This is a genomic window from Bradyrhizobium sp. USDA 4516, assembly GCF_054055915.1.
In genome coordinates this window covers 5,529,569-5,554,000 of the sequence record NZ_JBSRXT010000001.1, presented here as the reverse complement: position 1 = coordinate 5,554,000, position 24,432 = coordinate 5,529,569, and the positions used below count along the sequence as shown (strand labels likewise).

The 24,432-nt window shown below is 59.2% G+C and carries 21 protein-coding genes and 1 riboswitch; of the genes, 2 read left to right on the top strand and 19 right to left on the bottom strand.

The genetic code is table 11. From position 1 onward, the window contains the following. Nucleotides 1-61: 61 nt before the first annotated feature. From ACVI1L_RS25385 to noeE, 8 genes are all read right to left on the bottom strand, one after another. Nucleotides 62-385 carry a hypothetical protein gene (locus ACVI1L_RS25385; RefSeq protein WP_456784146.1) on the bottom strand — a complete coding sequence of 108 codons (324 nt, stop codon included), beginning with the start codon at nt 383-385 and terminating at the stop codon, nt 62-64. Then, nucleotides 385-1,974, bottom strand: coding sequence for an FAD-dependent oxidoreductase (locus tag ACVI1L_RS25380; RefSeq protein WP_456784145.1), 1,590 nt, complete (start codon nt 1,972-1,974; stop codon nt 385-387). The genes ACVI1L_RS25385 and ACVI1L_RS25380 overlap by 1 nt, the downstream gene beginning before the upstream one ends. 1,405 nt (nt 1,975-3,379) lie before the next feature. After that, complete coding sequence (locus tag ACVI1L_RS25375; RefSeq protein ID WP_456784144.1) at nt 3,380-4,024, bottom strand: HoxN/HupN/NixA family nickel/cobalt transporter; 645 nt, start codon at nt 4,022-4,024, stop codon at nt 3,380-3,382. Further along, complete coding sequence (locus ACVI1L_RS25370; RefSeq protein WP_456784143.1) at nt 4,018-4,431, bottom strand: HoxN/HupN/NixA family nickel/cobalt transporter; 414 nt, start codon at nt 4,429-4,431, stop codon at nt 4,018-4,020. The genes ACVI1L_RS25375 and ACVI1L_RS25370 overlap by 7 nt, the downstream gene beginning before the upstream one ends. 404 nt (nt 4,432-4,835) lie before the next feature. Then, nucleotides 4,836-5,035: riboswitch (cobalamin riboswitch) on the bottom strand. 191 nt (nt 5,036-5,226) lie between these two features. Beyond that, nucleotides 5,227-5,424: a hypothetical protein gene (locus ACVI1L_RS25365; protein WP_076829230.1), complete on the bottom strand. Its 198-nt coding sequence runs from the start codon at nt 5,422-5,424 to the stop codon at nt 5,227-5,229. Nucleotides 5,425-5,533: 109 nt separating this feature from the next. Continuing rightward, nucleotides 5,534-7,420 carry a sulfate adenylyltransferase subunit CysN gene (gene cysN / locus ACVI1L_RS25360; protein WP_456784142.1) on the bottom strand — a complete coding sequence of 629 codons (1,887 nt, stop codon included), beginning with the start codon at nt 7,418-7,420 and terminating at the stop codon, nt 5,534-5,536. Then, on the bottom strand, nt 7,420-8,319 hold the full coding sequence (gene cysD, locus ACVI1L_RS25355; protein WP_253640535.1) for a sulfate adenylyltransferase subunit CysD: 900 nt from the start codon (nt 8,317-8,319) through the stop codon (nt 7,420-7,422). Before cysD ends, cysN begins: the two co-directional genes overlap by 1 nt. Nucleotides 8,320-8,589: 270 nt before the next feature. After that, on the bottom strand, nt 8,590-9,843 hold the full coding sequence (gene noeE, locus ACVI1L_RS25350; RefSeq protein WP_456784141.1) for a nodulation protein NoeE: 1,254 nt from the start codon (nt 9,841-9,843) through the stop codon (nt 8,590-8,592). A gap of 699 nt (nt 9,844-10,542) precedes the next feature. On the opposite strand from noeE, the gene ACVI1L_RS25345 reads away from it, so the two are divergent. After that, on the top strand, nt 10,543-11,076 hold the full coding sequence (locus ACVI1L_RS25345; protein ID WP_456784140.1) for a MarR family winged helix-turn-helix transcriptional regulator: 534 nt from the start codon (nt 10,543-10,545) through the stop codon (nt 11,074-11,076). 1,184 nt (nt 11,077-12,260) lie between these two features. Here ACVI1L_RS25345 and ACVI1L_RS25340 read toward each other — a convergent pair. The 11 genes from ACVI1L_RS25340 to ACVI1L_RS25290 form a co-directional block, all read right to left on the bottom strand. Beyond that, on the bottom strand, nt 12,261-12,446 hold the full coding sequence (locus ACVI1L_RS25340) for a hypothetical protein (protein WP_076829490.1): 186 nt from the start codon (nt 12,444-12,446) through the stop codon (nt 12,261-12,263). Nucleotides 12,447-13,538: 1,092 nt separating this feature from the next. Beyond that, nucleotides 13,539-13,754, bottom strand: a complete 216-nt coding sequence (gene ccoS, locus ACVI1L_RS25335; protein WP_456784139.1) for a cbb3-type cytochrome oxidase assembly protein CcoS — start codon at nt 13,752-13,754, stop codon at nt 13,539-13,541. After that, complete coding sequence (locus ACVI1L_RS25330) at nt 13,754-15,940, bottom strand: heavy metal translocating P-type ATPase (RefSeq protein WP_456785610.1); 2,187 nt, start codon at nt 15,938-15,940, stop codon at nt 13,754-13,756. Before ACVI1L_RS25330 ends, ccoS begins: the two co-directional genes overlap by 1 nt. A gap of 12 nt (nt 15,941-15,952) precedes the next feature. Beyond that, nucleotides 15,953-16,453 carry a FixH family protein gene (locus tag ACVI1L_RS25325; protein ID WP_253640540.1) on the bottom strand — a complete coding sequence of 167 codons (501 nt, stop codon included), beginning with the start codon at nt 16,451-16,453 and terminating at the stop codon, nt 15,953-15,955. Between the two features lie 23 nt (nt 16,454-16,476). Continuing rightward, nucleotides 16,477-17,946 carry a cytochrome c oxidase accessory protein CcoG gene (gene ccoG / locus ACVI1L_RS25320; protein WP_253640541.1) on the bottom strand — a complete coding sequence of 490 codons (1,470 nt, stop codon included), beginning with the start codon at nt 17,944-17,946 and terminating at the stop codon, nt 16,477-16,479. Between the two features lie 74 nt (nt 17,947-18,020). Beyond that, complete coding sequence (gene ccoP, locus ACVI1L_RS25315; RefSeq protein ID WP_456784138.1) at nt 18,021-18,893, bottom strand: cytochrome-c oxidase, cbb3-type subunit III; 873 nt, start codon at nt 18,891-18,893, stop codon at nt 18,021-18,023. 6 nt (nt 18,894-18,899) lie between these two features. Then, the gene (locus ACVI1L_RS25310; RefSeq protein WP_253640543.1) at nt 18,900-19,064 is read right to left on the bottom strand and encodes a cbb3-type cytochrome c oxidase subunit 3; all 165 of its coding nucleotides are present in this window, start codon (nt 19,062-19,064) and stop codon (nt 18,900-18,902) included. An 11-nt stretch (nt 19,065-19,075) separates the two neighbouring features. Further along, nucleotides 19,076-19,810, bottom strand: a complete 735-nt coding sequence (gene ccoO / locus ACVI1L_RS25305; RefSeq protein ID WP_253640544.1) for a cytochrome-c oxidase, cbb3-type subunit II — start codon at nt 19,808-19,810, stop codon at nt 19,076-19,078. 8 nt (nt 19,811-19,818) lie between these two features. Continuing rightward, nucleotides 19,819-21,471: a cytochrome-c oxidase, cbb3-type subunit I gene (ccoN, locus tag ACVI1L_RS25300; protein WP_456784137.1), complete on the bottom strand. Its 1,653-nt coding sequence runs from the start codon at nt 21,469-21,471 to the stop codon at nt 19,819-19,821. 70 nt (nt 21,472-21,541) lie between these two features. Further along, nucleotides 21,542-21,880, bottom strand: coding sequence for a hypothetical protein (locus tag ACVI1L_RS25295; protein WP_456784136.1), 339 nt, complete (start codon nt 21,878-21,880; stop codon nt 21,542-21,544). Nucleotides 21,881-22,295: 415 nt separating this feature from the next. Further along, nucleotides 22,296-22,523, bottom strand: a complete 228-nt coding sequence (locus tag ACVI1L_RS25290; protein WP_253640547.1) for a hypothetical protein — start codon at nt 22,521-22,523, stop codon at nt 22,296-22,298. A gap of 1,709 nt (nt 22,524-24,232) precedes the next feature. Between ACVI1L_RS25290 and ACVI1L_RS25285 the strand changes: the two genes are divergently transcribed. Then, nucleotides 24,233-24,415, top strand: coding sequence for a hypothetical protein (locus ACVI1L_RS25285; RefSeq protein ID WP_050421514.1), 183 nt, complete (start codon nt 24,233-24,235; stop codon nt 24,413-24,415). The last annotated feature ends 17 nt before the right edge of the window (nt 24,416-24,432 follow it).

The following is a 24,432-nucleotide window of genomic DNA, read 5'->3' as shown; positions in this document are numbered from 1 at the left end:
CCTATTCCTCCCGAAATCGATTTCGCACGTGCCTTAAGAGAACGGTTTGAAAAGACAGCGGCTAGCCGTTATCAGTTCGGCTCAGGCCATACTCAATGAATGCACACCGCGCCTGACCGTCATCTTGTTGAGCCCAGTTGCCTTCCCAGTAGATGGCGCTGTTGACGTCACATTGGCAAGCAAGGCTCCCTGGCGGACGCCGGTCGTAGCCATCGCCGACCCAGCGCCTCTCCAGGTCCGCAGGCAGGTCGACAGCTTCATCGCTGGTTAAAAATCCACAGTCCGAGGAGAAGCTGCACTTGCCCGTGGCGTTGACCTCTCCAAGGGTCGCGCTTGCCGGCAGCAGCGCCAGCGCAGCGACGACAGCTGTGCCTGCCCTCATCATCACGTCTTCACCACGCGTTCGTGCAATCGGGTAATGGCGTCGAGCGCCGACAGAATCGCTCCCTCCTGCCATGGCAGCTGCGAGGCGTGCTCGCCCGCCAGCGCGATGCGGCCGTCGATCTGGCACAGATTGCGGTAGTGCTGCGCGCGGGCGGCCTCGGTCCACTGGCCGGCGCAGCCGAGCGTGAACGGCACGCGATGCCAGGCCACCGCGACGCCGTGCTCGAATTCCTTCCTGTATTGCGGATGGATTGCGGCACCGAACTCGACCGCACTAGCGACCCGCTCGGCCGGCGGCATGGCGGTGAACTCGAACGAATTGGCGCCCCCATGCATGTAAGCGCCGAGCAGGATGCCGCGACCGCCACTGTTGAAGCCAGTATTCGGATAGGCGATCTGCTGGATCGGCAGGTCGGTGTAGCTGATGCCGCCATAGATCGCCTCGTCCTCTTCCCAGAAGCGGCGTTTGAACTGCAGGCCGATCTTCACGGAGGCGACGTAGGGCACGGAATCGATCGCACTCTTCATCGGCCGGCCGACATCGATCGGCAACTGGCTCAGGATCGACAGCGGAATGGTGCAGATGCACCAGTCGGCGGTCGCCTGCTGCACGACGGATGGACTGGTCGTGTCGACATAGCTCACGGTGACGCGGGAGCTGCTCTGCTGGATCTGCGTCACCTTGGCGTTAGTGCGGATCAGATCGCCGACCTCGCGTGCGAACGCCTTGCCGATCATGTCCATGCCGCCGACCGGCTGGAACATGGTGGTCTGGAAATCGTAGCGCGCAAAGCCTTGCAGATAACGCCATATCCGCGATCGTAACAGCTCCTGCAGCGAGACCGGATCGCTGGGCAATGGATCGGGCATCAAGCCGCCGCCGGGATCGCGGGCATAACCGCGGAACTCGGCGGAGACGAGGTTGGCGTTGTACTTGTAGTCGCGATCGAGCGCGCCCCAGTCGCGCAGCGCCTGCAGCAGGATCTCCTGATCTTCCGTGCTGACGAAGTCGTCGAGCCTGCCCTGCTGGCTGACTTTCGCCAGCAACTCCGCCACGCCGCCCTGGAAATCCGCCTTGATGCTGCGAAAGCGCTGCGGCTTGCCGCCGAATGCCCGCGTCGCGTGCAGAAAGGCATTGTGGTTGAGCTGGATGAAGGGTTCCAGCGTCACATTGAGCCGGCGGCAGTAATCGAGCAGCGCACGGTGGTGATAGGGAATCCGCCACGGGCCGGGATTGAGATAGAGCCCCTGCTCGAACTGACAGGCCTGTTTGAAACCGCCGAGCTCCGTAAAACTGTCACCGCCACGGATCGACCAGTTGCGACCGCCGGCGCGGCTGTTGAATTCGAGGATCTGGACCTTGTAGCCGGCCTTGCGCAGCTCCAGCGCCGCCGTCATCCCGGCAAGCCCCGCGCCGAGAATCAGCACCGAGGCGCCCTTCACATCGCCTGCGAGCTTCAGCGGCCCCTTGTAGGCGGATTCGGACGCGAAGCCGAGGCTCGTCATCGCGTGATACATCGCCGAACTGCCGGCAATGGTGCCAATCAGCGCCAGCAGATCACGCCGCCTGATTACAGATTCGTTCTGCACCCGCGCTCACCCAGCCGCTGACTTCGTTGGCGAAGGGAAACGGCTCCTGCGATCAGTTTCAAGAAAGTGCACGCGTTGCACTGCAGACTGGTGGCGCTGCCGCGGTGCGCCTGCGAGATCGTCTTCGATTATCTCCATCCCCATTGGTCCTGTACCGCGTCGATCGTCGTCGATGAAACAATCATAGCTATCCATCCGCAGCCCCTGAGGCGGGCAGGCCGATCCGCGGTCGCTTCAAATACAGGAAGCTGGTCAGTACACCTGTGTTGATGAACCGACGTCCGCTCACCTCTGGCGGCGATTCGCGAGCCATCGATTAGAGCTCGATGCGTCGAAGCCGCGGACGTTCGTTCCTCGAGGCGCTTGCCGGACATGTATAGCCGTTCGACGGAAAACGAAGCAGTTGATCACGCGACACGAGCCCTTGAGCGACTTCTTAAGTATTCGACTGAGTCTGTTGTACACCAGCAAGAGCGATGCCAACATTTCACGACATCGAAGGCGGAGAAGCGGACCACCCCAGATGTGCGGTAGGCCAGACGATGACTGATGTCCTCAGAGGTGTTGGCGCTCTTTCATTGGCGACTCTCAAGCTCAAGATCAGCAGTTTCTGGTTCTAGTCCCACGACCAAGCCACTCCGCCGACGATTGCGGACACAGCGAACCAGTGGAGCGCCGGGACTAACCGCGCTTGGCCATGGAGCGCAAATGCAGTTTTGAACGCCTGCAATCGGTTATTTTCGACGTCGCTTTTGGACCGGTGGTATTGAACCCGACATTGTTCGATGTCAGACGCACGGAGCTAATGACGCCGAAGACGGGCGATAATTAGCTCGATCTTGTCCATCATGTGCAACGATAGTCGCGTCGGCCGAACGCGGACCGTCGCAGTTGCCCTCTTGCATTGTACAGCTGAAGATTGCGGCATTGGCTCGCCCGCCTTCTTGGTCAGCCCACGGCCTCGGTCGCGCCGGCGACACCAGTCACGCAGCTTGTGTGCGTGAAGCCGTTTGTCGTAGCCATTTTCACGATGACGACCGTCGCGATCCAACCGTCCACTTTGCTGTGCTTTGGAACGCGCCTCCGTCTGATGTCGTTTGTACCGGTACCCCTGCGCTCCGGAGCCATCAGTCATGATCTCTGCTATCAACCATGCGGAATGGCTATGTCATTCGTTAAGCCAAATGGCATCCGCCAGACCTGGTGCGGCTCAGTTTAGCCCCGCTTGTGGCGACAATCCTGTTCCCACAAAACTGTCAAGCCCGAGACAGAAGAGATGAATCATGCAGGAGCTCCCGTGCCATATCACAACGAGCGGGGACTCGTCGACCGAGATGCTTTCGCGCATCGGGCGCGCATAAGCCTGCAAGCTTCCGCGCCCCGAAGCTCATCTGGTTGTATGAGCTCACCCCGGCTTGAGCGGCTCTTCGAGTCCTTGCCAGCGATAGATCGCAAATGACAGCGCCCAACTGACCAGGAAGATGCCGACCACCAGATAGCCGAAATTGGCGAAGCTCCCGTTGAGATCGTCCACCGCGCTCCAGAAAGTGCCTTCAAGCGCCAATTTGTTGGCGAGCAGGCCGAGTGCCTCAATGCCGCCGATCAGCAGCGCCACGACGACTGAGATGGCCGTAATGGTCAGATTGTACCAGATCTTGCGGATCGGATTGAGGAAAGCCCAGCCATACGCGCCGACCATCAAGACGCTGTCGGTCGTATCGACGAGCATCATGCCTGCGGTGAAGAGAGCCGGAAATATCATCACCGTACTGAAGTCCAGCCCTCCCGAAACCTGCCCGGCTGCGACGGTGAAAAGGCTGATTTCCGTCGCGGTATCGAATCCGAGGCCGAAAAACAGACCGATCGCGAACATCTGCCAGCTCGCCGTCACCATGCGAAACAGCGGGCGCAAGAGTCGGGACAGCAAGCCACGACCGGACAGAAGCAGATCGAACTCATGCTCTCGGACGTGTTCGCCACGCCGCGCACGCTGAAAGCTCCGCCAGACATCCCGTAGGATCACAAGGTTGATGGCGGCAATCGTCAGCAAGAAGAAGGCCGATGCACCGGTGCCGATGGTACTGCCAAGCGAAACTCCTGGAAACCGCTTTGCAGCGCGAGCGCTGCAGCTGCAATCGCGGCGACCGCCACTCCAACCGACAAGGAATGGCCAAAGGCGAAGAAAAGTCCGACCGCGAGGGGATGTCGGCCATCCTGCATCAGCTTGCGAACAACATTGTCGATGGTCGCGATATGATCAGCATCGACGACGTGCCGAAGGCCGAGCACATAGGCCAGCACTGCTGTCGCCAGCAGCGTCGGCCGCTCGGACAGCGCCACGATGGCCCAGGTCCAGGCGAAGCAATTGATGGCCAACAAGAAGGCATAGAGCGAGATGATTCGACTCCGCGAGGCAGCCGATGCGTCGTCTATGGCAAGCTTTGGATATGTGAACATGATCTTGCTTCGGCAGCGCATCTAAGCATGAGTTTGATCACGAACGTCCCTCTTTGCATAAGCGCCGCGCACGCCAAAGCCGGTCCGGCCAGGCTGAAGACGAACCGACGGATACAGCGTCCGATGATCATGCCCATTCGCGGCACGAGACAATTGCGCTGGTCGCAACGGCAGTGGAGTTGAGTGGCATTTCCTACTTCTCAGGGCTGGTCCCCCTTCGCGGTGCAGTTTTCGTGCCGCTCTGCTGGGCTAACGTGCTGGACCGCTTCGTGCGGCTTCTATCCTGCCGTCAGCTCGTTGTCGCGCGATTGCGCCGCCGCATTGACGTTGCAACCTCGATCTGAGCCGTAGTCGAGTTTAACGGGCCAACCAATGCCTCAGAGCACCCCGTCCGACGCATTTGCGCACGGCAACGGCTGGTAGCAGGTTTCCTGGCTGGAGTTCGCGGCTCTTGGCCACCTTCTCAGGATCGCGAATCCCAGTGGCACGAAATGGTCATCGCCTCGCCGCTTACAGTTGCGTCGGACAGCTCCGGCATGGGCCAGGCAGGACCCGCCGAACGCCCTTGAATAGCCTTTCGAACACTACCGATGACAAAGCGAAATGGCTTCAGAGGGCGTGTCAAGTAATCGTTGGCGAACTTCGTGCGACACCGCAGCTCAGGAAAAAGCGGTAACTTTGCTCCTCAACCTCGGATTGCGGACGAGATCGAAGGCGTCAAGACACTGCGGCTCTGTTGCTCAAGAACTCGGCGCGGCGCTCGCCGCTCGCGCAGACACACTGCGGTTGAAACACTCAGGCGACTGGAAGGCTGACTTCCTCTCTGTCCTTGGTCATGGCGTCATAGACCCGGACCTGGAGCATGGGACGGCGCTTCTTAAGCTCTTGCGCTCCTGCCCAGGCGCCGTCTCTTGTCGCGAATTCGGTTTTCAATTGACCGTCGACTTCGAGCACATAACCGGAAGCGGGCAATCGACGAGTGGATGCAACCATCTTAATCCTTTAGCATCGGCGAATCCGATCGATGCTCCCAGTTAACCCGAGTCGCCATCGCCAGACCAGTAGGCAGGTAAGCGGCATCCGCGAGGAAGAAGCGACAGGTTTATCGCCGCTCATCGCAGAGGAGTGCGCGCGCCATCACGGCGCCGACGACGGCTTCCGCTGCTTGCTCTGGGGCCTGCTCCATCGTCCTGAGATGAATTTCCGGCCTTATCGGCGCTTCGTAGGACGCATCGATGCCTGTGAAGTTCTTGATCTCACCGGCTTTAGCCTTTGAGTAGAGACCTTTTGGATCCCGCCTTGCGCATTCCTCGATTGGCGTATCGACAAAGACTTCGATGAACTCGTCCTTGCCAATCAGGCTGCGAACCATATCTCGCTCGGACCTGTAGGGGGAGATGAACGAGCAGATCACGATCAAGCCGCTGTCCAGCATCAACTTGGCAACGTGTCCGACGCGCCGAATGTTCTCCTCCCGCTCAGCCTTCGAGAAGCCTAGGTCCGCGTTCAATCCGTTCCGGAGGTCGTCACCATCTAGCAGCATGGCATGTCGCGACATTGCGAGCAGCTTCTGATCAACCATGTTGGCGATCGTCGACTTTCCCGCGCCAGACAGACCGGTGAACCAGACGACGCAAGGCTTCTGATCCTTGAGCGCGGCGCGCTCACTCCTGCCCACCGAAAGCGCCTGCCAGGGAACATTGGTGGCCCGCCGCAGCGGAAACGCAATCATACCGGCGCCAACCGTACGATTGGTATAACGATCAATGACGATAAACGATCCGGTTTTCCGATTGACGTCGTAAGGATCGAATGCGGCGGGCAGTGCGGTCGCAACATTGCAGAACGCGATCTCATTGAGAGAAAGCGTCTCGGCAGCCAGGTGCTCACATGTATTGACATCGATCCGATGCCTGATCGTGGTAATGCTGCCGGCGACCGTCTGCGAGCCAATCCGCAGGATGTAATTTCGTCCGGGAGCGAGCGGCTCGTTGTCCATCCAGATCAGATAAGCAGCGAATTGGTCGGCGACGCAGGGGCGTTCGGTTGGCCGCGACAGAAGATCGCCACGGCCGATATCGATCTCGTCTTCCAGCGTAATGGTGACGGCATCGCCGGCTTCGGCGTCGACAAGGTCGCCGTCCCGGGTCACGATCCGCTTGATGCGGGTGGTCCGTCCGGACGCGGCGACAACGATCTCGTCGCCTGCCGAGATCGTGCCGGAAGCCACCGATCCGGCGTAGCCGCGAAAATCCGTGTCGGGCCGGTTCACCCATTGGACCGGAAAGCGGAAGGCCTGGCTTGCAGTGTCGGACTGGATATCGATGCTCTCCAAATGCTCCATCAGACATGGACCATGATACCACTTGGTATGAGCGGACCGGTCAACGACGTTGTCGCCGTGGCGGGCAGAGATCGGGATCGGAACAATCGAGCTAAAGCCAAGGCCGGCGGCAAAGGCCAGATAGCTGGTGACGATCCGATCGAAAGCAACCTTGCTGTATGCGACAAGGTCGATCTTGTTCACTGCCAGCACGACGTGGCGAATGCCAAGTAGCGAACAGATGAAGGAGTGGCGGCGGGTCTGAACCAACACGCCCTTGCGGGCATCGATCAGGATGATTGCGAGCTGCGCATTCGAGGCGCCGGTTGCCATGTTGCGGGTGTATTGCTCGTGACCGGGAGTGTCAGCCACCATGAAAGAGCGCCGCGGCGTCGTGAAGAAGCGATAGGCGACGTCGATCGTGATGCCCTGCTCCCGTTCAGCCTCGAGCCCGTCCACGAGCAGCGCGAAGTTGATGTCGGCGCCGCCGTGCCTGATGCTGTCGCGTTTCACCGCCGTGAGCTGATCTTGGTAGATCATCTTGCTGTCGTGCAGCAACCGGCCGATCAGGGTCGATTTTCCGTCGTCCACCGAGCCGCATGTTATGAATCGCAGCTGGTCCCTTGCACTAGGGTGGACAGGTTTCGACATTGCTATGGAAGTCATCAGAAGTAACCTTCCCGCTTCTTCTTCTCCATCGAAGCGGCTTCATCCGTATCAATCAGGCGTCCCTGACGCTCCGACACCGTCGCTGTCTGCATTTCTACGACCACGTCCTCGATCGTCGTCGCATCGGATTCAATGGCTCCGCTCAAAGGATAACATCCCAGCGTACGAAAGCGGATCATGCGCATTTGCGGCGTCTCATCGCAGTTGAGTGGCAATCGCCTGTCGTCGACCATGATCGTCGCGCCATTTCGGCACACCGTCGGTCTTTGCTTTGCGAAGTAGAGCGGGACGACCGGGATTTTTTCGAGCATGATATATTCCCAGACGTCCAGCTCGGTCCAGTTTGACATCGCAAACACGCGCATGCTTTCGCCCTGGCGTATCCGCGTGTTGAACAAGCTCCAGAGCTCCGGCCGCTGGTTGCGGGGGTCCCATACGTGTCCGGCCGAACGGAAGGACAGTATCCGTTCCTTGGCGCGGCTCTTTTCCTCGTCACGCCTGGCTCCGCCAAGAGCGGCATCAAATCCGTAAAGCTCGAGCGCCTGCTTCAGAGCGTCGGTCTTCATCACCTGGGTATGAAGCGCCGAGCCGGAGTCGATCGGATTGATCCCGCGCGCAATGCCCTCCTCATTCACATGGACGATCAGCTCGACGCCGAGCCGCTTGGCCGTCGCGTCCCGGAAGCTGATCATCTCGCGGAACTTCCAAGTCGTGTCGACGTGAAGCAGGGGGAAAGGCAATTTTGCCGGATAGAACGCCTTGATCGCAATGTGCAGCAGCACGCTCGAGTCTTTTCCGATCGAGTAAAGCATGACCGGCCTTTTGAACTCGGCGGCCACCTCACGCATGATTTCGATCGATTCAGCTTCAAGACGGCGCAGATGTTTTGGCAGCATATATGTTCTTTCGATGCAGGATCTCGGTTCTGCAGCGCCGGCCCAGAGGAGGAATGTCGGGTGCGAGCGAGCTCGCCGGTGCGTGTGGCTATCCAGCTATCAAGTGGCCGGTTGGGCGGCAGACTGACTGAGACACCCCGGGGCATGTCGCATTCCACCGTCGTACCGCCGGCGCCGGCCTCACACGTTATTGGCGCAGATCAGCTCGTTGGGCGGAGGAATCCTGGCTAAATCAGCCAGCGTGTTTTGATCGCAAGCATCCAGATCACCCTAAGCCATATTGATGATCTGCTCAAGCCGCGCGACCTCGCCACGCAAGATCTCGATAGCCGCATCACGAGTCCGAATAGCATCCAGCCCTGCAGCTCGATCAGCTTCTGACGCCAACAGTGCCTGCTGCAGCTGCGCTTTCATTGGATCGGCCAGCCGCAGATTTTCCGCAACGCTGGCAGGGGACAGATCTTGCGCCTGCACCACGGACATGTCGCACGTGGAACGAAAGTTCTCTGGAAGCTGCGGAGTGTGGACTTGCTCGGATTGTGATGGCCCGGACGATGCTCCGGCCTTGCCAGTTCGCAAATCCCACCAGGTTCGGAATGTGTGTCGATAGAGTTCAGTTAGCTGAGGCCCCCTATCCACAACTCCGGCTTGCTGTGCATGCAGCAGTTCCGCCTCATATCCGAGTTCTTTCAAAAGCTCGGTGCCGACCAGATCGGTCACGGTTTGCATTTCTTCGATGCTTAGTTGGGATTGCCATGTCTTGACAGAGCTTTGATCGACCGCGTTTCGTTCTAGGATCTTTCGATCCCCAAAGCTGCTGGATCGAAGATAATCTACTTGTCCCATGCTCGCCGATGCGGCCGCCGCGGGATCACAGCCGAGCCCGCTTAGCAGGCGCCTAATCTCTTCGTCTGGTTGCGTCACGAGCAGCTCATATCGCACCAGCTGTGTGCGCGGGCGGGTGCGGTGCGCGGCGAGCCTCGGAAGGCCCAGAACCAAATCGGCAAATGAAGATATTAAGCCATCGGGCAGACGAAGCATGAGATCGGCGAGACTAGATACGCTGACCGAGTAGGAGCTTTCGGCTCGAAGCGGGATGCCCCACGTGGATTTCAGTGAAGCCGCGATGGCATAAGGATTGCGCATCAAAAGGATGTGCGGCGCTTCTGGATAGACACGTTCAAGGAATTCGAGCGCCGCCCAATAGCGTGGTGTTTTGTCTATAATGAGCCGCTTGCCCGCTGCTGCCAGATACTGACCGTATGCTGCATCGGCAAAACGGCTGGCAGTCGTCCGATCGATGCGCCCCAGGAATTCGGAGGTTGCGCTCTCAATCAGCAAAGATCCTGCCGGGTGGCGTTGATCCACCCTTCCGAAGGCTTCAAGTGCCAACATCAACCAGGGTTCAGGCGGGGCCATGATCTCTGGATGGCTTTGGAGCAGGTGTGCCAGGAGTGTTGTCCCGGCTCGTGGAAGTCCGAGGAGAAAGCAGACCACAGGCGAACCGCCAGAAGCACAACTCATAATTCAGGCCCCATACTTGAAAAGCGAACCGCGTTCGATTGAGCGAAATAAAGCCGGCCGTGGCCTCAGTTGAGGCGACCGCTTGCAAACCAAGCTTACTGCTACAAGGATTTCGCCTTGCCGCTCATGATTTGAAAGCCGTTAAGTTCAATCGATTGGGCGGGATCGCTAGCGTTTGACAGCTGCGATCGCTCCCGATTGCTCGACAGTAGAGACCAAGTCAAGAACCAGGCAACTGCACGAAGATTTGCTGCGTATATGAGAAGGATGGAATGAACTATACGGAAGTTTACCGGGTAGCGACCGCGGCGCATGGGACGATACGAAATACAGTCGGCGCGATGCTGTTTGCCAGGCCGTTGAAAACATAAATGCGACATACACCTCGCTGATGCTCGGCGTACACCGGAGAAGTTCGCCAAATAGAGCGGACAGGCCGGCGAGCGGGACAAAGAACGAAAACGTCTCAAATGGCAGGTCGGATCAAACCTTTTCAGCGCGCGATAATGGTCCCGGCGCAACTGCCTGCCGCTGCTCGGCCAACACAATGAGCGTTTTGTACGTCTACCCGCCTGCCCGTGGCAAGTCCCACATCCGTCCGAACTGTACCAATTATCTGACTTGCTTGTTCTCGCGGCGTTGTCCCGATTTCTAATCCGCGCTATTGGAAGTCTGTAAAGGATGGAACCCTGACCCACGATGCCGCCGGATTTACCTGGTCCAGCAACCGCGCCTTATCGTATCTCCACTGACGGACAGGAGATATTCCGGCCGTTCATGTGGGAGATCAGATCGATCACTGCCTGTCTCGAAGAACTCGCCAAATTCCGTGCCAATGTGCTTGGCATCACTGGGCCACAGTGGATGATCCTGATGGCAGTGGTCTATCTGGGCAAAGAAAAGGGCGTGCCCGTCAACCTGGTGTCACGCTTGATGCATGTCGATCCTTCCTTCGTCACGACCCACTCAAAAATCTTGGAGAAAAAGGGTTTCCTGCGGCGCAAACCCTCCACAGCCGATGCGCGAGTAGTCCAGATGTCGCTGACCGCCAAAACGCGCAAGCATCTCGCGAGTTTGACACCTCGACAGGAAGCGCAGGATGTGCTGGTTTTTGACGAATTCGGCCTCGACGGATCAAGCGAGTTCATTACCAGTCTGGCCGCAGTGAGGCATCGCTTGGAGAAGGCCCGCTCTGGCATCCAGAAGACCAAAACGAGCGATCGTCAGAAATGAAGCTGGCTAACCATCCGACTCTGCCGGTCTTCGAATATTTCTTGAGGCGTCGCGGTCGAAGGTGGTTATGGTCCCTTTACACCGCAGAAGGCGCGCAGGTGATGACGGGTTCAGGACCTAACCGCTCCACGGCCATCTATCAAGCCAACAGAGCACTTTTTCAATTGCTGCTGAGCGCGCCTTATCGCTTGGGAGCTCGAGCTCACCAACAGGCTCGGCGGCCTCCGCCTACGCCAAAGGTTTAGGCTGGCATGAACTTCGAGGAATGTCCTTTCGTAAGATGTTTTCCATGTGGTTCGTGCGATAAGCGCATGTGGTACCCAGCAGGACCAAGGCAGCATCGCCGAAACTGAAGAGGCTGCTGGCCGGAGGATGCTGGATTCAGCCTTCTTCCGAAGTTCCTCTAACGCTAATCAGCTTCTCAAAAGCTAACGCTCCCAGCACTGGGCGAAGTTTTGTTCGTGTCCAGGCCGACAAGTCATTCGCGGAGCAAAGCCTTTAGCGGCTTCTAAGCTGCTTACAACCAGCTGAGCTTGGCTGCGCAGACTTGCGGACAGGCCTGGGGTTTGGCTGGAGAGCGGCATGGATGGTTCGCACTCCTGGCAAATGCACAAGAATGGGTGCCAGGATTTCCTCGCGAGATCTCGGCGAGCCAAGAGGGTGACGATGCGCGCCTGCAGGCAAGCTTTGAGCATCAGCTGCACCGGTTGCAACCTGGCTCACGCGAGGACGGCGGTGGAGAGATCCAGCTAAGCGAACTCGCCCCTTTACGGGCGATACCGCCTTACCCCAACGCGCAGGATAACCTGGGCAGTGGCACGCGCTACACCTTGGAGCGGGCGGCGCACGAACCGACCACAGCGCGATCCGCCGCATTCTTCTAATCTTTAACGGGGAACGAGCGATCATCGAAACAATTTCCAGCCCGGAAACATTCGAAGCAGGTCCTCGTAAGATCGTCTCGTCATTCTCGATCATACCGGGCAAAGCGGCCTTCGGTCGTACATCCTTTAACCTCAAAGATGACGAAGCGCTGGAGCCCGTTCCACGAAAATGACAGACCAAGCGCGTGAAAAGCTCTTTCCACAGCAATTGGCAGGCCAATCTGGAAAACAATTTCAACGGCCGTAAAGGGCGGCCTGCGAGCCGCCCTACTGTGCCGGCTACCAGCGCTGCTAAGTAAGCTACCGCTGATGTCCGAGTCCTATTCCGAGATTTAACGCCTTCTGGCGCAGCGCACCGACGCTGCGTTTGGTCATTTTTGCAATCTTTATGACGGGGGTCCGAGCCTTCGAATGGACTTTGAGCTCTTTAATATCTGCCTTGGTCCACTCGCGCCGCTTAACGCGTTTCTTGGTTGCTTTTTTCACAATGAATGCTCCTTTTGAGAGGAGCGGCTTGTAACATAGATTTTTCGGAGCGACGACCGTAAAAATGAGGCAATCATAGGAACTCGCGTCACCATATGTGTTCAGGGACAAGGTGCCTCGACCATTGTAAACTCGTACAGATGCCGTCTTGAGAGGACTTCGCCTGTTCGAAGCTAAGCGCGCAGACTAACATGTTGCTGGAAGGAAGTGCGCAAGCAGGGTGTGGTAAGCCTGAACAAACTCGGAATCGGGCATGTTCGTGATTTGTATTAAGCGTGGAGGCATCAACGATCGAGGACTATGAGACATCGTAACAGTCTCTAACACGGTCGCCCTAGCACGCTTGGCGCGCTGCACTGTCTAGACGGCCTGGGCCTCCCTTGCGCTGGCGAGAACACCAAATCGAATCTCCTCTTCGTAGCCGTCGCCCGGTTTCGGCTCCAGGCTGGAGGGACAAGCCTGTTCTTATGAACAGCCAGGTTTCACCTCTGTTGACGCGGGCCGAGAACGGCGAACGCTGTGATTTAGCGCCCTGCGATGACCTCTCATAGGGAGGCTGTGAAGATGAGCGGCCAGCGTTTCAGCTTTTATGGCGCGATCTTCCTCCAATTTTCTTTTGATGTGATGTATGCATATTTGGCGAGAAAGACGAAGTCGATGCTTGATAGTCCGCGATCGGAGCTGTTGCGCCGCGACAAATGCGGCCGCCTTATTGGGCACCAAGTCAATTGCGCGATTAGATGGCTTAGCCTCACCGATCCAAAGCGGACCGGCCTTATCGATCGAGCTTTTTTCTCGCCGCGAGGCCGGGCTCAAGCTTGCCGGATAATGCGACGTCGTCACCCGATCGATTGGTAGACAGAATTGGGATGACTAATGAGGCTGCAGCTGCGGGCGCCTTTTGTTGCGTCCGCGAAAGCGACAGCCTCTGCGGCCACCGACTTGCAGGTATCGCGGTGTCTCGGTAGCCCGACGTGCTGCCGAGCATTTGTTGCTGATCATGGCGCATTGCCCTGATCAACAAGTTGTCGCTGCCTGTCTTTGCGACCGCGTGTCTCGCAGTTGCGCCGCGGACCACCGGCCGAGCTGGCACTATCCCGCACAGCGCCGACCACCACTTCCGCAATCACGCTGGCCCATCTGCACTATTTGGACCGGCGCTTCGTCGGGCTCGTCATCGGCGAGGGCGCGCCAGGCCGCGCCATCGAGATCGTCATACTGACCACTGTTCAGCGACCACACAAAGCCGAGCAGGCCAACGAAGCCCAGTGCAAGAGCAAGTGGAACCAGATAGAGCAGGACCTCCATCAGATTGCTTCGCTCCTTCGCGCCCGCAGCGCATTGAGCATGACCAGCACGGACGAACCTGACATCGCCGCGGCGGCAATCAGCGGCGTCACCAGGCCGGCGATCGCGACCGGCACCGCCAGGACATTGTAGACGACAGCGAGCCAAAGGTTTTGCCGCATCAGCCGCTGCGCCTTGCGCGAGGTCATAACCGCCGTCATCACGGGCCGAAGACGCTCACCGAGAAAGACCGCATCAGCGACCGCCTGGCTCATATGAGTGGCCGTAACAGGCGACATCGAGGCATGAGCCGTTGCGAGCGCGGGCGCGTCGTTCAAGCCATCGCCGACCATCAACACCTTGTATCCCTCGCCCGTCAGGCTTTCGACCCGGGCGACCTTATCTGTCGGCGAGACGCCGGCACGCCAATTTCGAATGCCGAGCGTCGCGGCCGTGCGCCGAACTGCTGGCTCGCGATCTCCCGACACGATCTCTACCGTGACCCCAAGGCTCGCGAGGCCCGCGACGACCTCGGGCGCGTCTGGCCGCATGCGTTGGCGGACGGCGAAGACGTGCTTGCTGTCGCCGTGGCTAAAGGCGACGATAGAAGCCTCTGGATCACGGCAAAGAGTCTCATCAGCCAGGCTTTCAGCGCCGCAGAAAGACGGGCGGCCGAGCCGGATCTCCGAGCCTTGATAGTAACCCCTGACGCCCTGCCCCGGCTCCTCTTCGATATCGGCCAGCGGCTCGCTTGCGCCGGCAGCTCGCGCCAGGGCAGCGGCGACAGGATGGCGGCTCGATAATGCAAGCCGGCCGGCCAATTTGACGATATCGTCGGGAATGCCGGCGAGATTGGCGACATCGAGCTCCGGCAACGTCAGCGTTCCGGTCTTGTCGAAGACCACCCGGTTCACCTCGGCCATGCGCTCGATCGCATCCCCGGCGTTGAGCAGCACGCCGGACCGGAACAGCACGCCGGCCGCCACGGTCTGCACCGCCGGTATAGCCAGACCCAGCGCGCAAGGGCAGGTGATGATCAAGACCGCGATCGCCGTGACGATCGCATCATGGAAGGTTGCGCCAGAGGCAAGCCAGCCCAGCATCGTCACGAAGGCGGTTGCGTGAACAATCGGTGCATAGAGTCGCGACGCCCGCTCGGCCAGGCGCAGATAGCGCGAGCGCGCCTGCAGGGCATGATCAAGTAGCCGAGAAATCTCGGCGAGCATCGTGTCCTCCGAGGCCGCCACCGCGCGGACGCGCAAGGTACCCGATCGCACCAATGTACCGGCGAATACTGCGCTGCCGGGCGCCACGAGCGCGGGCAAGGTCTCACCCGTAATGAGGCTTTGATCGACCTCGGAGCGGCCCTCGATCACTTCGCCATCGACGGTACAGCATTCGCCCGGTCGCACCAGCACGACGTCCCCCGGTTTGATCGTTGATGCCGGAACGGTCCTGATCTCAGTCGGGCTTATGAACTTCGCGGCGGTCTCCGCCTTGAGCGCGGCAAGATTGCCAGCAAAGGCGCGGGTGCGCCGTCTCATGTTCTGGTCGAGATAGCGGCCTGCGAGTAGGAAGGCGATCAACATGATCGCCGCGTCAAAATATGCATGTTCGGCATGAGCGATGGTCTCGATCAGCGAAGTCGCCAACGCGAGCAAGATGCCGATGCTGATCGGCACGTCCATATTGGCCCGGCGAGCCCGTAGCGCGCTAAAAGCTGAGGAGAGGAACGGCTGCGCCGAATAAGCCGCGGCCGGCAGCACGATCAGCGCGGAGAGCCAGTGAAAGAAGTCGCGCTGCTCCGGCAGCATGTCTGAGACATTGCCGGACCATACCGGAATCGAGAGCATCATAACGTTCATCGCGGCAAATGCAGCCACAGCCAGCCGCCGCAGCAAGTCCCGCGCCCGCTCCGATTCCAGTGTCTCCGCATTGTCCCGCTGAAAGGGATACGCCCGATAGCCCAGTTCAGCGAGCCGCTTGATGAATAGCGCTGGATCAAGCGCGCCTGCTTTCCATTCCAGCGCGAGCCGGTTATCGGTGAGATTCACGCGCGCCGAGGTCACGTCCGGAATGCTCGATAGATTGCGCTCGATCTTGCCCATGCAGCCCGCGCAATTCATCCCTTCCACCGCAAGGTCGAGTTGGACGAAGCCCGTGCCTGTCCTCTTCAAATAGTGCGAAAAGTCGATGTCCGCCTGCATGCTCATGTGCCCTCAGTCCAATACGATGCGGTTTTTCGACAGAAACATGCGGCGACCGTCAGCGCCGCCTTCGATCACGAGATCCCACTGCCCGATAGCGACCCCCTCGGCGTCTCCTCGGTAGGTTCCAGCACTGCCTTCCGCCACATTGATCTGGCGATCGGCGCGGCGGTTCACCGGTCGCTCGAGCCGGGCCATGAAATTCATTCCTACGAGAGGCGCGCCTGCGCGGTCGCGCGCCTCGATCGCAAGCACCGCCCGGTCATCGGACTGCCGTTGGACATGTACCTGCACCTGCCAGCTTCGCTCGTTCTGCTCCCGCGCCGCCAGGATCTCACGCTGATAGGCGAGGCCCGCGCTGTAGGCGCTGTCAACCTCCGTTCCCGGTAGCGTCGTGATGGCAAGGCGCATCATGATCAAATTGGCGCCAATCACCACCGAGAAGAAAGCGAGCATGGCGATCAGGACAAAGCGTCCGGTGATGGGCCGCGCGACTGGAATTGATGCGGTCATTGGCAAGATCTCGTCAGTAATTCCTAGGGGAAGACGAAGTGATCCGTTGTGGAGGCGACCTCACCGAGGCCAATGTCGGTGACCCGAAATGTCACCGGCATCGACCGTTCCGACGTGTCGTCGGCCGGAGCGGTCACCAATAAGCGCAGTTCTGTCGTGGTATCGCGAGCCAAGATAATCATCGGTCGTTCCACGGTCACAGAATCTACGCCGACGACGTGGACGGACGTTTGGGGCGGCCCATCGATGTCGATCGCGATGACGCGGTCGAAAGCGCGCTTGTTAAGCAAGCGTACCGTGTAGCCGTTGCGAATCGAACCATCGCTGAGCCTGACCGCCATCGGATTACGATCGTGCAGCACGTTGACGTCGAGCAGTGTTCTGGACCACAACCCATAAAGTATCATCGCACAGACGACCGAGATCAAAGACGCATATACGATCGTCCGTGGACGTACCGGCTTGAAGACCTCCGACTTGCCTTCCATGCGGCGCCTAATATTGATGTCGTTGTCGTAACCAATCAGGCGATTTTTGCGCCCGATCTTCTTCATGACGGCATCGCAGGCGTCGATGCACAGCCCGCACTGGATGCAGCCGAGCTGGGCGCCGTTGCGAATATCGACGCCCGTCGGACAGACCGCCGCGCATTGATTGCAGTCGATGCAGTCTCCGATCTTTTCGCCGCGCGCGCGCAGATCGAATGACTTCTTCAATGAGCAGCGCAGTTCGCCGCGATCGTATTTGTAGGTGACATTGAGCGCCCACTCGTCGGTGAGCGCGGCCTGGATGCGCGGCCAGGGGCACATATACACGCAGACCTGTTCGCGCATGTAGCCGGCCAACAGGTACGTCGTAACGGTCAGGATCCCGATCCAGACATAGGCGATCGCGGGCGCCTGGAATGTCGCCAGATCGCGCACCAATGTATGCGCGTCGGCGAAGTAGAGCACCCAGGCACCACCGGTCCACCAAGCGATCATCAACCAGACCGCGTGCTTTAGCACGCGCTCGGCCGCGCGCTGCGCTGTCATCGGGCGTGCGGCGGCCCTCAGCCGGTCGCGACGGTCGCCCTCGATCCAACGCTCTACCGCATAGAACAGATCGGTCCATGCCGTTTGCGGACAGAGATAGCCGCACCAAATACGTCCGCCCAGCGCGTTCATCAAGAATAGTGCCAGCGCCGCAAGCACGAGCAGCCCGGTGAAGTAATAAAGCTCCTGCGGCCACAGCTCGATGAAGAAAAAGTAGAACCGTCGGTTCGGGAAATCGAGCAATACCGCCTGGTCGGGAGCGCCTAAGCCACGATGCCAACGAACGAATGGCAGCAAATAGTAGATCCCGAGACAGACCACCATCAGCCGCCATTTGATGGTGCGGAAAGTGCCGCAGACGCTCTGCGGATGGACCTTCTTATGAGCTGTATAGAGAGGCCCCTCTTCGCCGATCGGCGGGTCGTCGCGCGAACCAGTCTTGTTCAGGGCTAGCTTCATGGCCGACCTTACATCTGGCACGGGCGACTGACGGAGCCTCGTCGATGGGCCGGTGACTTCTCGGCTCATCTCACCTACTGTCCACCACCGAGCGAGTGCACATAGACCGCAAGTGCCTTGATCGTGATGGGATCGAACCGCCCGCTCCAGGCCGGCATGATGCCCGCGCGGCCATAGCTGATCGTCTCGATCAGAGTCTCCTCGTTCGAGCCGTACAACCAAATGTGGTCCGTCAGATTCGGCGCGCCGAGCTCCTGGTTACCTTTGGCGTTCTCGCCATGGCAGGCTGCACAATTCTCAGCAAAGATCCTTGTGCCGGCCGCGGCATCGAAATTGGCGACTGTTGACAGGCCGGACAGCGATCGCACGTAATTCGCTACTGTGGCGATCTCATCTTTCCTGAGGATGCCGTCGCGGCCGAAGGCCAGCATTTGCCCCTCATGGGCCTGGGCATGCCCGGACCGTGCGCCGAACTGGATGGTCTGCTGGATCTGATCGAGCGATCCGCCCCACAGCCAGTCATCGTCGTTGAGATTGGGATAACCCTTGGCACCTGCGCCGCCGCTGCCATGGCATGGCGCGCAATTGTCTGCGAACACCGTCTTGCCCCGGGCACGGGCCAGCGCCAGCAGAGCCGGATCCGTCTCGATCTCCGTCAGAGACGCTTTGCCGAGAACCGCCATTTTCTCGCCCCGCAGTTGCTCGAGCCCGGCAAGATCGCTGACGACACTCGCGCGGGTCGAATAATGAAATACGCCGGTCGTGTAGCTTGAGAGGAGCGGCCAGGCCGGATAGACGACCCAATAGGCGATCGCCCAAAGGATGGTGGCGTAGAAGGTCGAGATCCACCAGCGCGGCAGCGGCGTGTTGAGCTCCTTTATGCCATCCCATTCGTGTCCCGTCGTGGAGCGGCCGGAGATCCGATCGAAGTCGTTGCGGTCAGTCATGGTCTGTCAATCCCGGCACAGCGGCATGCGCGCCGCAGAATCAAAACGCCGCTTGTTGCCGGGCCACAGCGCATAAACAACAACGGCCATGAAGATGCCGACGAACAACGGCGTCCAGAGGGTCACGACGAAGCTTGACGCCAGGTTCTCGATGGAAATGACGGCTTTCATCACAAGATCCTTCAGCGCAGATTGGCTTTTTCGTCGTAGAGCTTGAAATCGATCAGCGTACCGAGCATCTGCAGATAGGCGATGAGCGCATCGAGTTCGGTCGGATTGCCAACGCTTCCGTCGAAATTGCGCACAGCTGCCTTCGGATAGCGTTTCTGGAACGAGGCGAGGTCTGCGCTGTCAGGATCGAGCTGGGTCTTCAAGTCAGTGACGGCGTTCTTGATTTGATCTTCGGTATAGGGGACACCGACCGCCCGGTTGGTCCGCAGATGTGCGGCCATGTCCGTCAGGTCGAGCTCGGTGTGCGCCAGCGTCGGGTATCCGGGCATCACCGACCGCGGCACGATGGCCCGCGGATTAGTCAGATGCGTGACGTGCCATTCATCGGAATATTTCGCGCCGACGCGTGCGAGGTCCGGGCCGGTGCGCTTCGAGCCCCATTGAAACGGGTGATCATACATGCTCTCGGCGGCCAGCGAGTAATGTCCGTAGCGCTCGACCTCGTCACGCAGTGGCCGGATCATCTGCGAGTGACACAGGTAGCAGCCTTCGCGTACGTAGATGTTGCGGCCGGCGAGCTCAAGCGGGGTATATGGTCGTACGCCATCCACGGCCTCGATCGTACTTTTGAGGTAGAACAGCGGCGTGATCTCGACCAGCCCACCGATCGCGATCACGGCAAGGATGCCTGCGATCAGGATGATCGAGTTCTTCTCAAAGATCTTGTGTCGGTTCCAAAGAGACATGCGATGACCTATTCCGCGACTTGGAGCGCTCCAGTGTCCTGGATTTGATCGGTTTGCTTTGCGTTCACGGTCATCCAGAGATTGGCGGCCATGATCAGCGCACCAATCAGGAACATTGCGCCCCCCGCGGCGCGGATGATGTAGAAGGGATGCATAGCCTCGACCGACTCGATGAACGAGTATTCGAGGAAACCTAGCGAGGTATAGGCGCGCCACATCAGGCCCTGCAGGACACCAGACACCCACATCGCCGAGATGTAGAGCACGATCCCGATCGAGGCGATCCAGAAGTGCCAGTTGACGAGCTTGAGGCTGTACAGCTCGCGATTCCAAAGCCAGGGAATCAGGCAATAGAGCGCACCGAACGATACAAAGCCGACCCAACCCAGCGCGCCGGAATGCACGTGGCCGACGGTCCAGTCGGTGTAATGGCTGAGCGAGTTGACCACCTTGATTGCCATGGTGGGGCCCTCAAACGTCGACATGCCATAGAAGGCAACCGAGACCACGAGCATGCGGAGCACAGGGTCCGTGCGCAGCTTGTCCCAGGCACCAGAGAGTGTCATCAGGCCGTTGATCATGCCGCCCCATGAGGGCATCCACAGCATGATCGAGAACGTCATGCCCAGGGTCTGCGTCCAATCCGGCAGCGCGGTGTAATGTAGATGGTGAGGGCCGGCCCAGATGTAGAGGAAGATCAGCGCCCAGAAGTGGATGATCGAGAGGCGGTAGGAATAGACCGGGCGCTCGGCTCTCTTCGGAATGAAGTAGTACATGATGGCCAGAAAGCCGGCGGTCAGGAAGAAACCGACCGCGTTGTGGCCGTACCACCACTGAAACATGGCGTCCTGCACACCGCCCCAGGCGATGTAGGATTTCGAACCGAACACGGAGACCGGTAATGCGGGATTGTTGCCGAGGTGGAGCACCGCAATGGTGACGATAAAAGCGAGATAGAACCAGTTGGCGACGAAAATGTGCGGCTCTTTCCTTTTCACCAATGTCGCCAGGAAGACGATGAGATAAGTGACCCAGACGATGGTGAGCCAGAGATCGGCGTACCATTCGGGCTCGGCGTATTCCTTTGACTGGGTGGCACCGAACAGATAGCCGGTGCCCGCGATCAGGATGAAAAAATTATAGCCAACTACCACGAACCACGGCGCGAGATCGCCGGCGAGGCGCGTGCGGCAGGTCTTCTGCACGACGTAGAAGGAGGTTGCGATGAGCACGTTTCCGCCGAACGCAAAGATCACGGCCGACGTATGCAGCGGGCGGAGTCGGCCGAAGCTTGTCCAAGGTAGATCGAAATTCAGTGCGGGCCAGGCAAGTTGCGAGGCGATAAAAACGCCGACCGAGAAGCCTGCGATACCCCAGAACATCGCCATCACTGAGGCGAATTTGATCGGAGCGAGATTGTAATTCGGCCGGCCTTTGATCTGCGCCGGTGGCAAATGCGCCGGGCGTTCATAGTACCGATTGAGGATGACGGCTGCGGCCGCCAGACTTGCGGCGGACGAGATCAATGCGTGGAAGGTAAACGCAGGATCGCGCCCCATCGCCCCCGCGAAAAAGCAAACGTAGGCAGAAACAGCGAATACCGAGAACAGGCCTGCTTCACCCATGGTCATGGATTTCGATGCGAGGGATGGGCTTGTCATGTCTTGGCCTTCTTTGAAAGCGGGCTTGCCAGGAGATTACATTTTCCGGGGACGGGGCGATCGAGCGCGATCAATCGTCAAAACAGCGCGGAGCGCTGCCGATCTCACGCGCGAGCGCGCGCAGAGTATGTTCGTTGGGGCAGCCTTTGAGGGGATTTACAGACTTATACCGCTCGAGGTCGGCGGCGCAGCGGATCTTGGTCTGACAAAGGCCGCATACCCGCTGCAAATCGCGCAACACGTCTCCATGGCGGGAGGCTAGCGCATTCTCGGAAAAGCCGGCAAGTGTGAGGCGCTTGCTTAAGAGTTCAGGATAGCCCGGACTTTGCGCCATCTTTCGAAAGTCGGACGTGGACAGATTAAGTTCACGTGCGATCGCGTCGATGTCCTGCGCGCTCAAATAGGCCAACTCGGCTGTCCGGGACAGGTTGGCTCGTAACCGGGTGAGCAGATTCTTGAACCCCCAAGGGCGAGCGACATATCCAGATTGGCTAACCATGTGTCATACCCCTCAAAGCAGCCATAGCTGCCGGCGGCAGACTTGTTTTTGACATGCATCAAATAAGGCCCGTCTATGCGACAAAATCGTCGATCCGGATCGCTCCTGCCGGACGACGATGCGCTGCGAGCCCACAGAACCGCAGGCCGGCAAATGTCGGGCGAGGTCTCCTAGGGTGTCGCGGACAAGAGGGCCGCCTGCTCAATTGGCGGAAGCATCGCGAGCTGTTCTCTCGATCGACGCTCGGGAAGACGTTTTGTAAGTCTCGTGCCTGAATTCGCGGATTGTCTCTACGATCAGAATTCGAGGACTTCCCTAGCCGAGCTCAACCACCCCATGCCGGAGGCAATGCAGGCGGGGTTCGAAGCTCCATCGCATCGGCGAAGATGGTCCAATCACGAACACCTTTTTGCTTGCAGAAATCGGTTTCTGCCTGCTGTGCAGCAGCACTCAACGAGGCTGCATGCACCTGGAACGCCGCCTGACAGGCACGATGCTCGTGACCGGTATCGTCACAAACGGTCTTGATGAACCGAACGTTAAATGAAGGCATGATATCCTATTCCCGTGCGTTTGCTTATCTTGCATTCTGCCAGCCGCGCCGGGCGAGTGTTTGATTTGTCTCAAGCAGCCCCCAAAAAGATTCTCGCTGCATCGAGATAAGGTCGAGAGTGATGCGAGTGCTCTTTCGTCCCGAAGAAGCTGCAAATCACCAAGCGTCCAGGTTTGGCGGATCACATTGGTTGAGTGGCTCAGGAACAGTAGCTTCTCGTCTTCTCACGCTTTGGGCCGGCAGAGTTGAGACGCTGATCCAGACACTTCTCAAGAGACGATTGTGAGCAGAATGAACCGTTACGCCTGCGTTGGCGATCATCGATCAATTCCAACTTCAACCGCCGGCAATGTGGAAGCTTGTGACACCGGTGCTTAGCAGTGTCACAAAGCGTTCCTGACAGCTCTGGCTGATTGCTGGGCAGCGGGCAATGGCATTTCTGACCAGCGCCGGCGGCCGAGGACTACCGGCGGCGAGAACTGCCCGCACGTGAGCAAATGAGGCGAACCGGCCTCGTCTCGCTCGTGATAGTCCACCCTGCCGCCGCAACGGCAAAGCCGATCATCAGGCTAGTCGCAGCCAAGGTTTCGATAAGCCCAAGGTTGAAGACTTCGGCGCCGTAGCCGATCGCTGCGATCAGCGCGGGCAAGACCAACGACAATGTAAGGCGAGCAATCAACTTACTATCTCCTTCGCGACTCTCGCAGCTCAATGACGCGCGTTGTCATGGTGCAATGCCCGTGCGCTGCGCCTCAACATTTGCACATTGCGCGTCCTGCATTTTGATTTCCATCAAACTCGCTACACGCTGGCGATTGTGTCGATCGATGCGCGGCTCCGTCGAATGACTCGCGTGCGACCGGCAACGCACTGACCGTGGCCGCTCGCCCTCGCCCCGTTTCTAAACGCGCATCAGCTTCTTTTTGACCTGCATCAATACAGCAGTGGCGGCTTGCGGATAGAAACGACCTTCCAGTCAAGCTCAGACACCTGGCAGATAGAAAGCCTTGGCGCCCGATCATCTTTTCGTATCCAAGTACCGGCGAGTGGGCTCAAGGACTGCTGCCGGACGCACCCGAGCCGGCTACACCCGGAAACCTGCGCCGCCTGTGATGCTGGCCACTTCATCGGCCCGCGGATCGGCGCGGTGCTCGGGCCGAGCGCAGCTGGCCCATCTGAATGCCATCAAGCGAATTCCGGCGTCATACCGTTCCCGCACGGACACGCCGCCAGACTCGCAAGAGCGCGCTGGAGGGCATCAAGACTCCACGCCCCACGCTGACTTCGTGGGACGGGGAGACTTCCGACCGACAAAGGATGTTCGACATGACAGACCACGGCGACAATTGTCCCGCCGCGGGCACGCTTGCGGGAACGGCAGTCCACTCCAGCTGCTGTACAACAGTAATCAATACCAACCGGCGCTGGCTTGAACTGGTCCGGTTCGACTCGACCGGATCTACGGAACTGCTTCGCAGCCCTAATACTTCGATCGGCGATCGGATCACGTCCCAGCACGACAGGATCGGCGGCGCTACGCCCCAAAGCATCCGGACCGCAACTGGCGTGATCGAGACCATACGCCGCTTGCGCGAGATCAGGCTGAGGCTGTTGGCGCAGTGGCCGAGCGATCTCGCCCGTAGCATTCGGAAAGTTGCCTGATTTTGTCAGTCAGCGGCGATGAACACCGTCCAGGATCTATTGGCAACTTGACGTGGGAGCGCATTGAAACGGCGCCCTTTGATCGGGAGCTGGAGATCGCGGTGATCGAGGGTAATACCATTCATCGGTTGGTCTTTCCTTGCCGCCGGATCTTCGGCGGCTGGATCAAGGCCATGACCGGAGAGCACGTCGCTGTGCAGCCCACGCACTGGCGCATCTGGCCGAGATAGCGGCGGCCGCGCTGCAC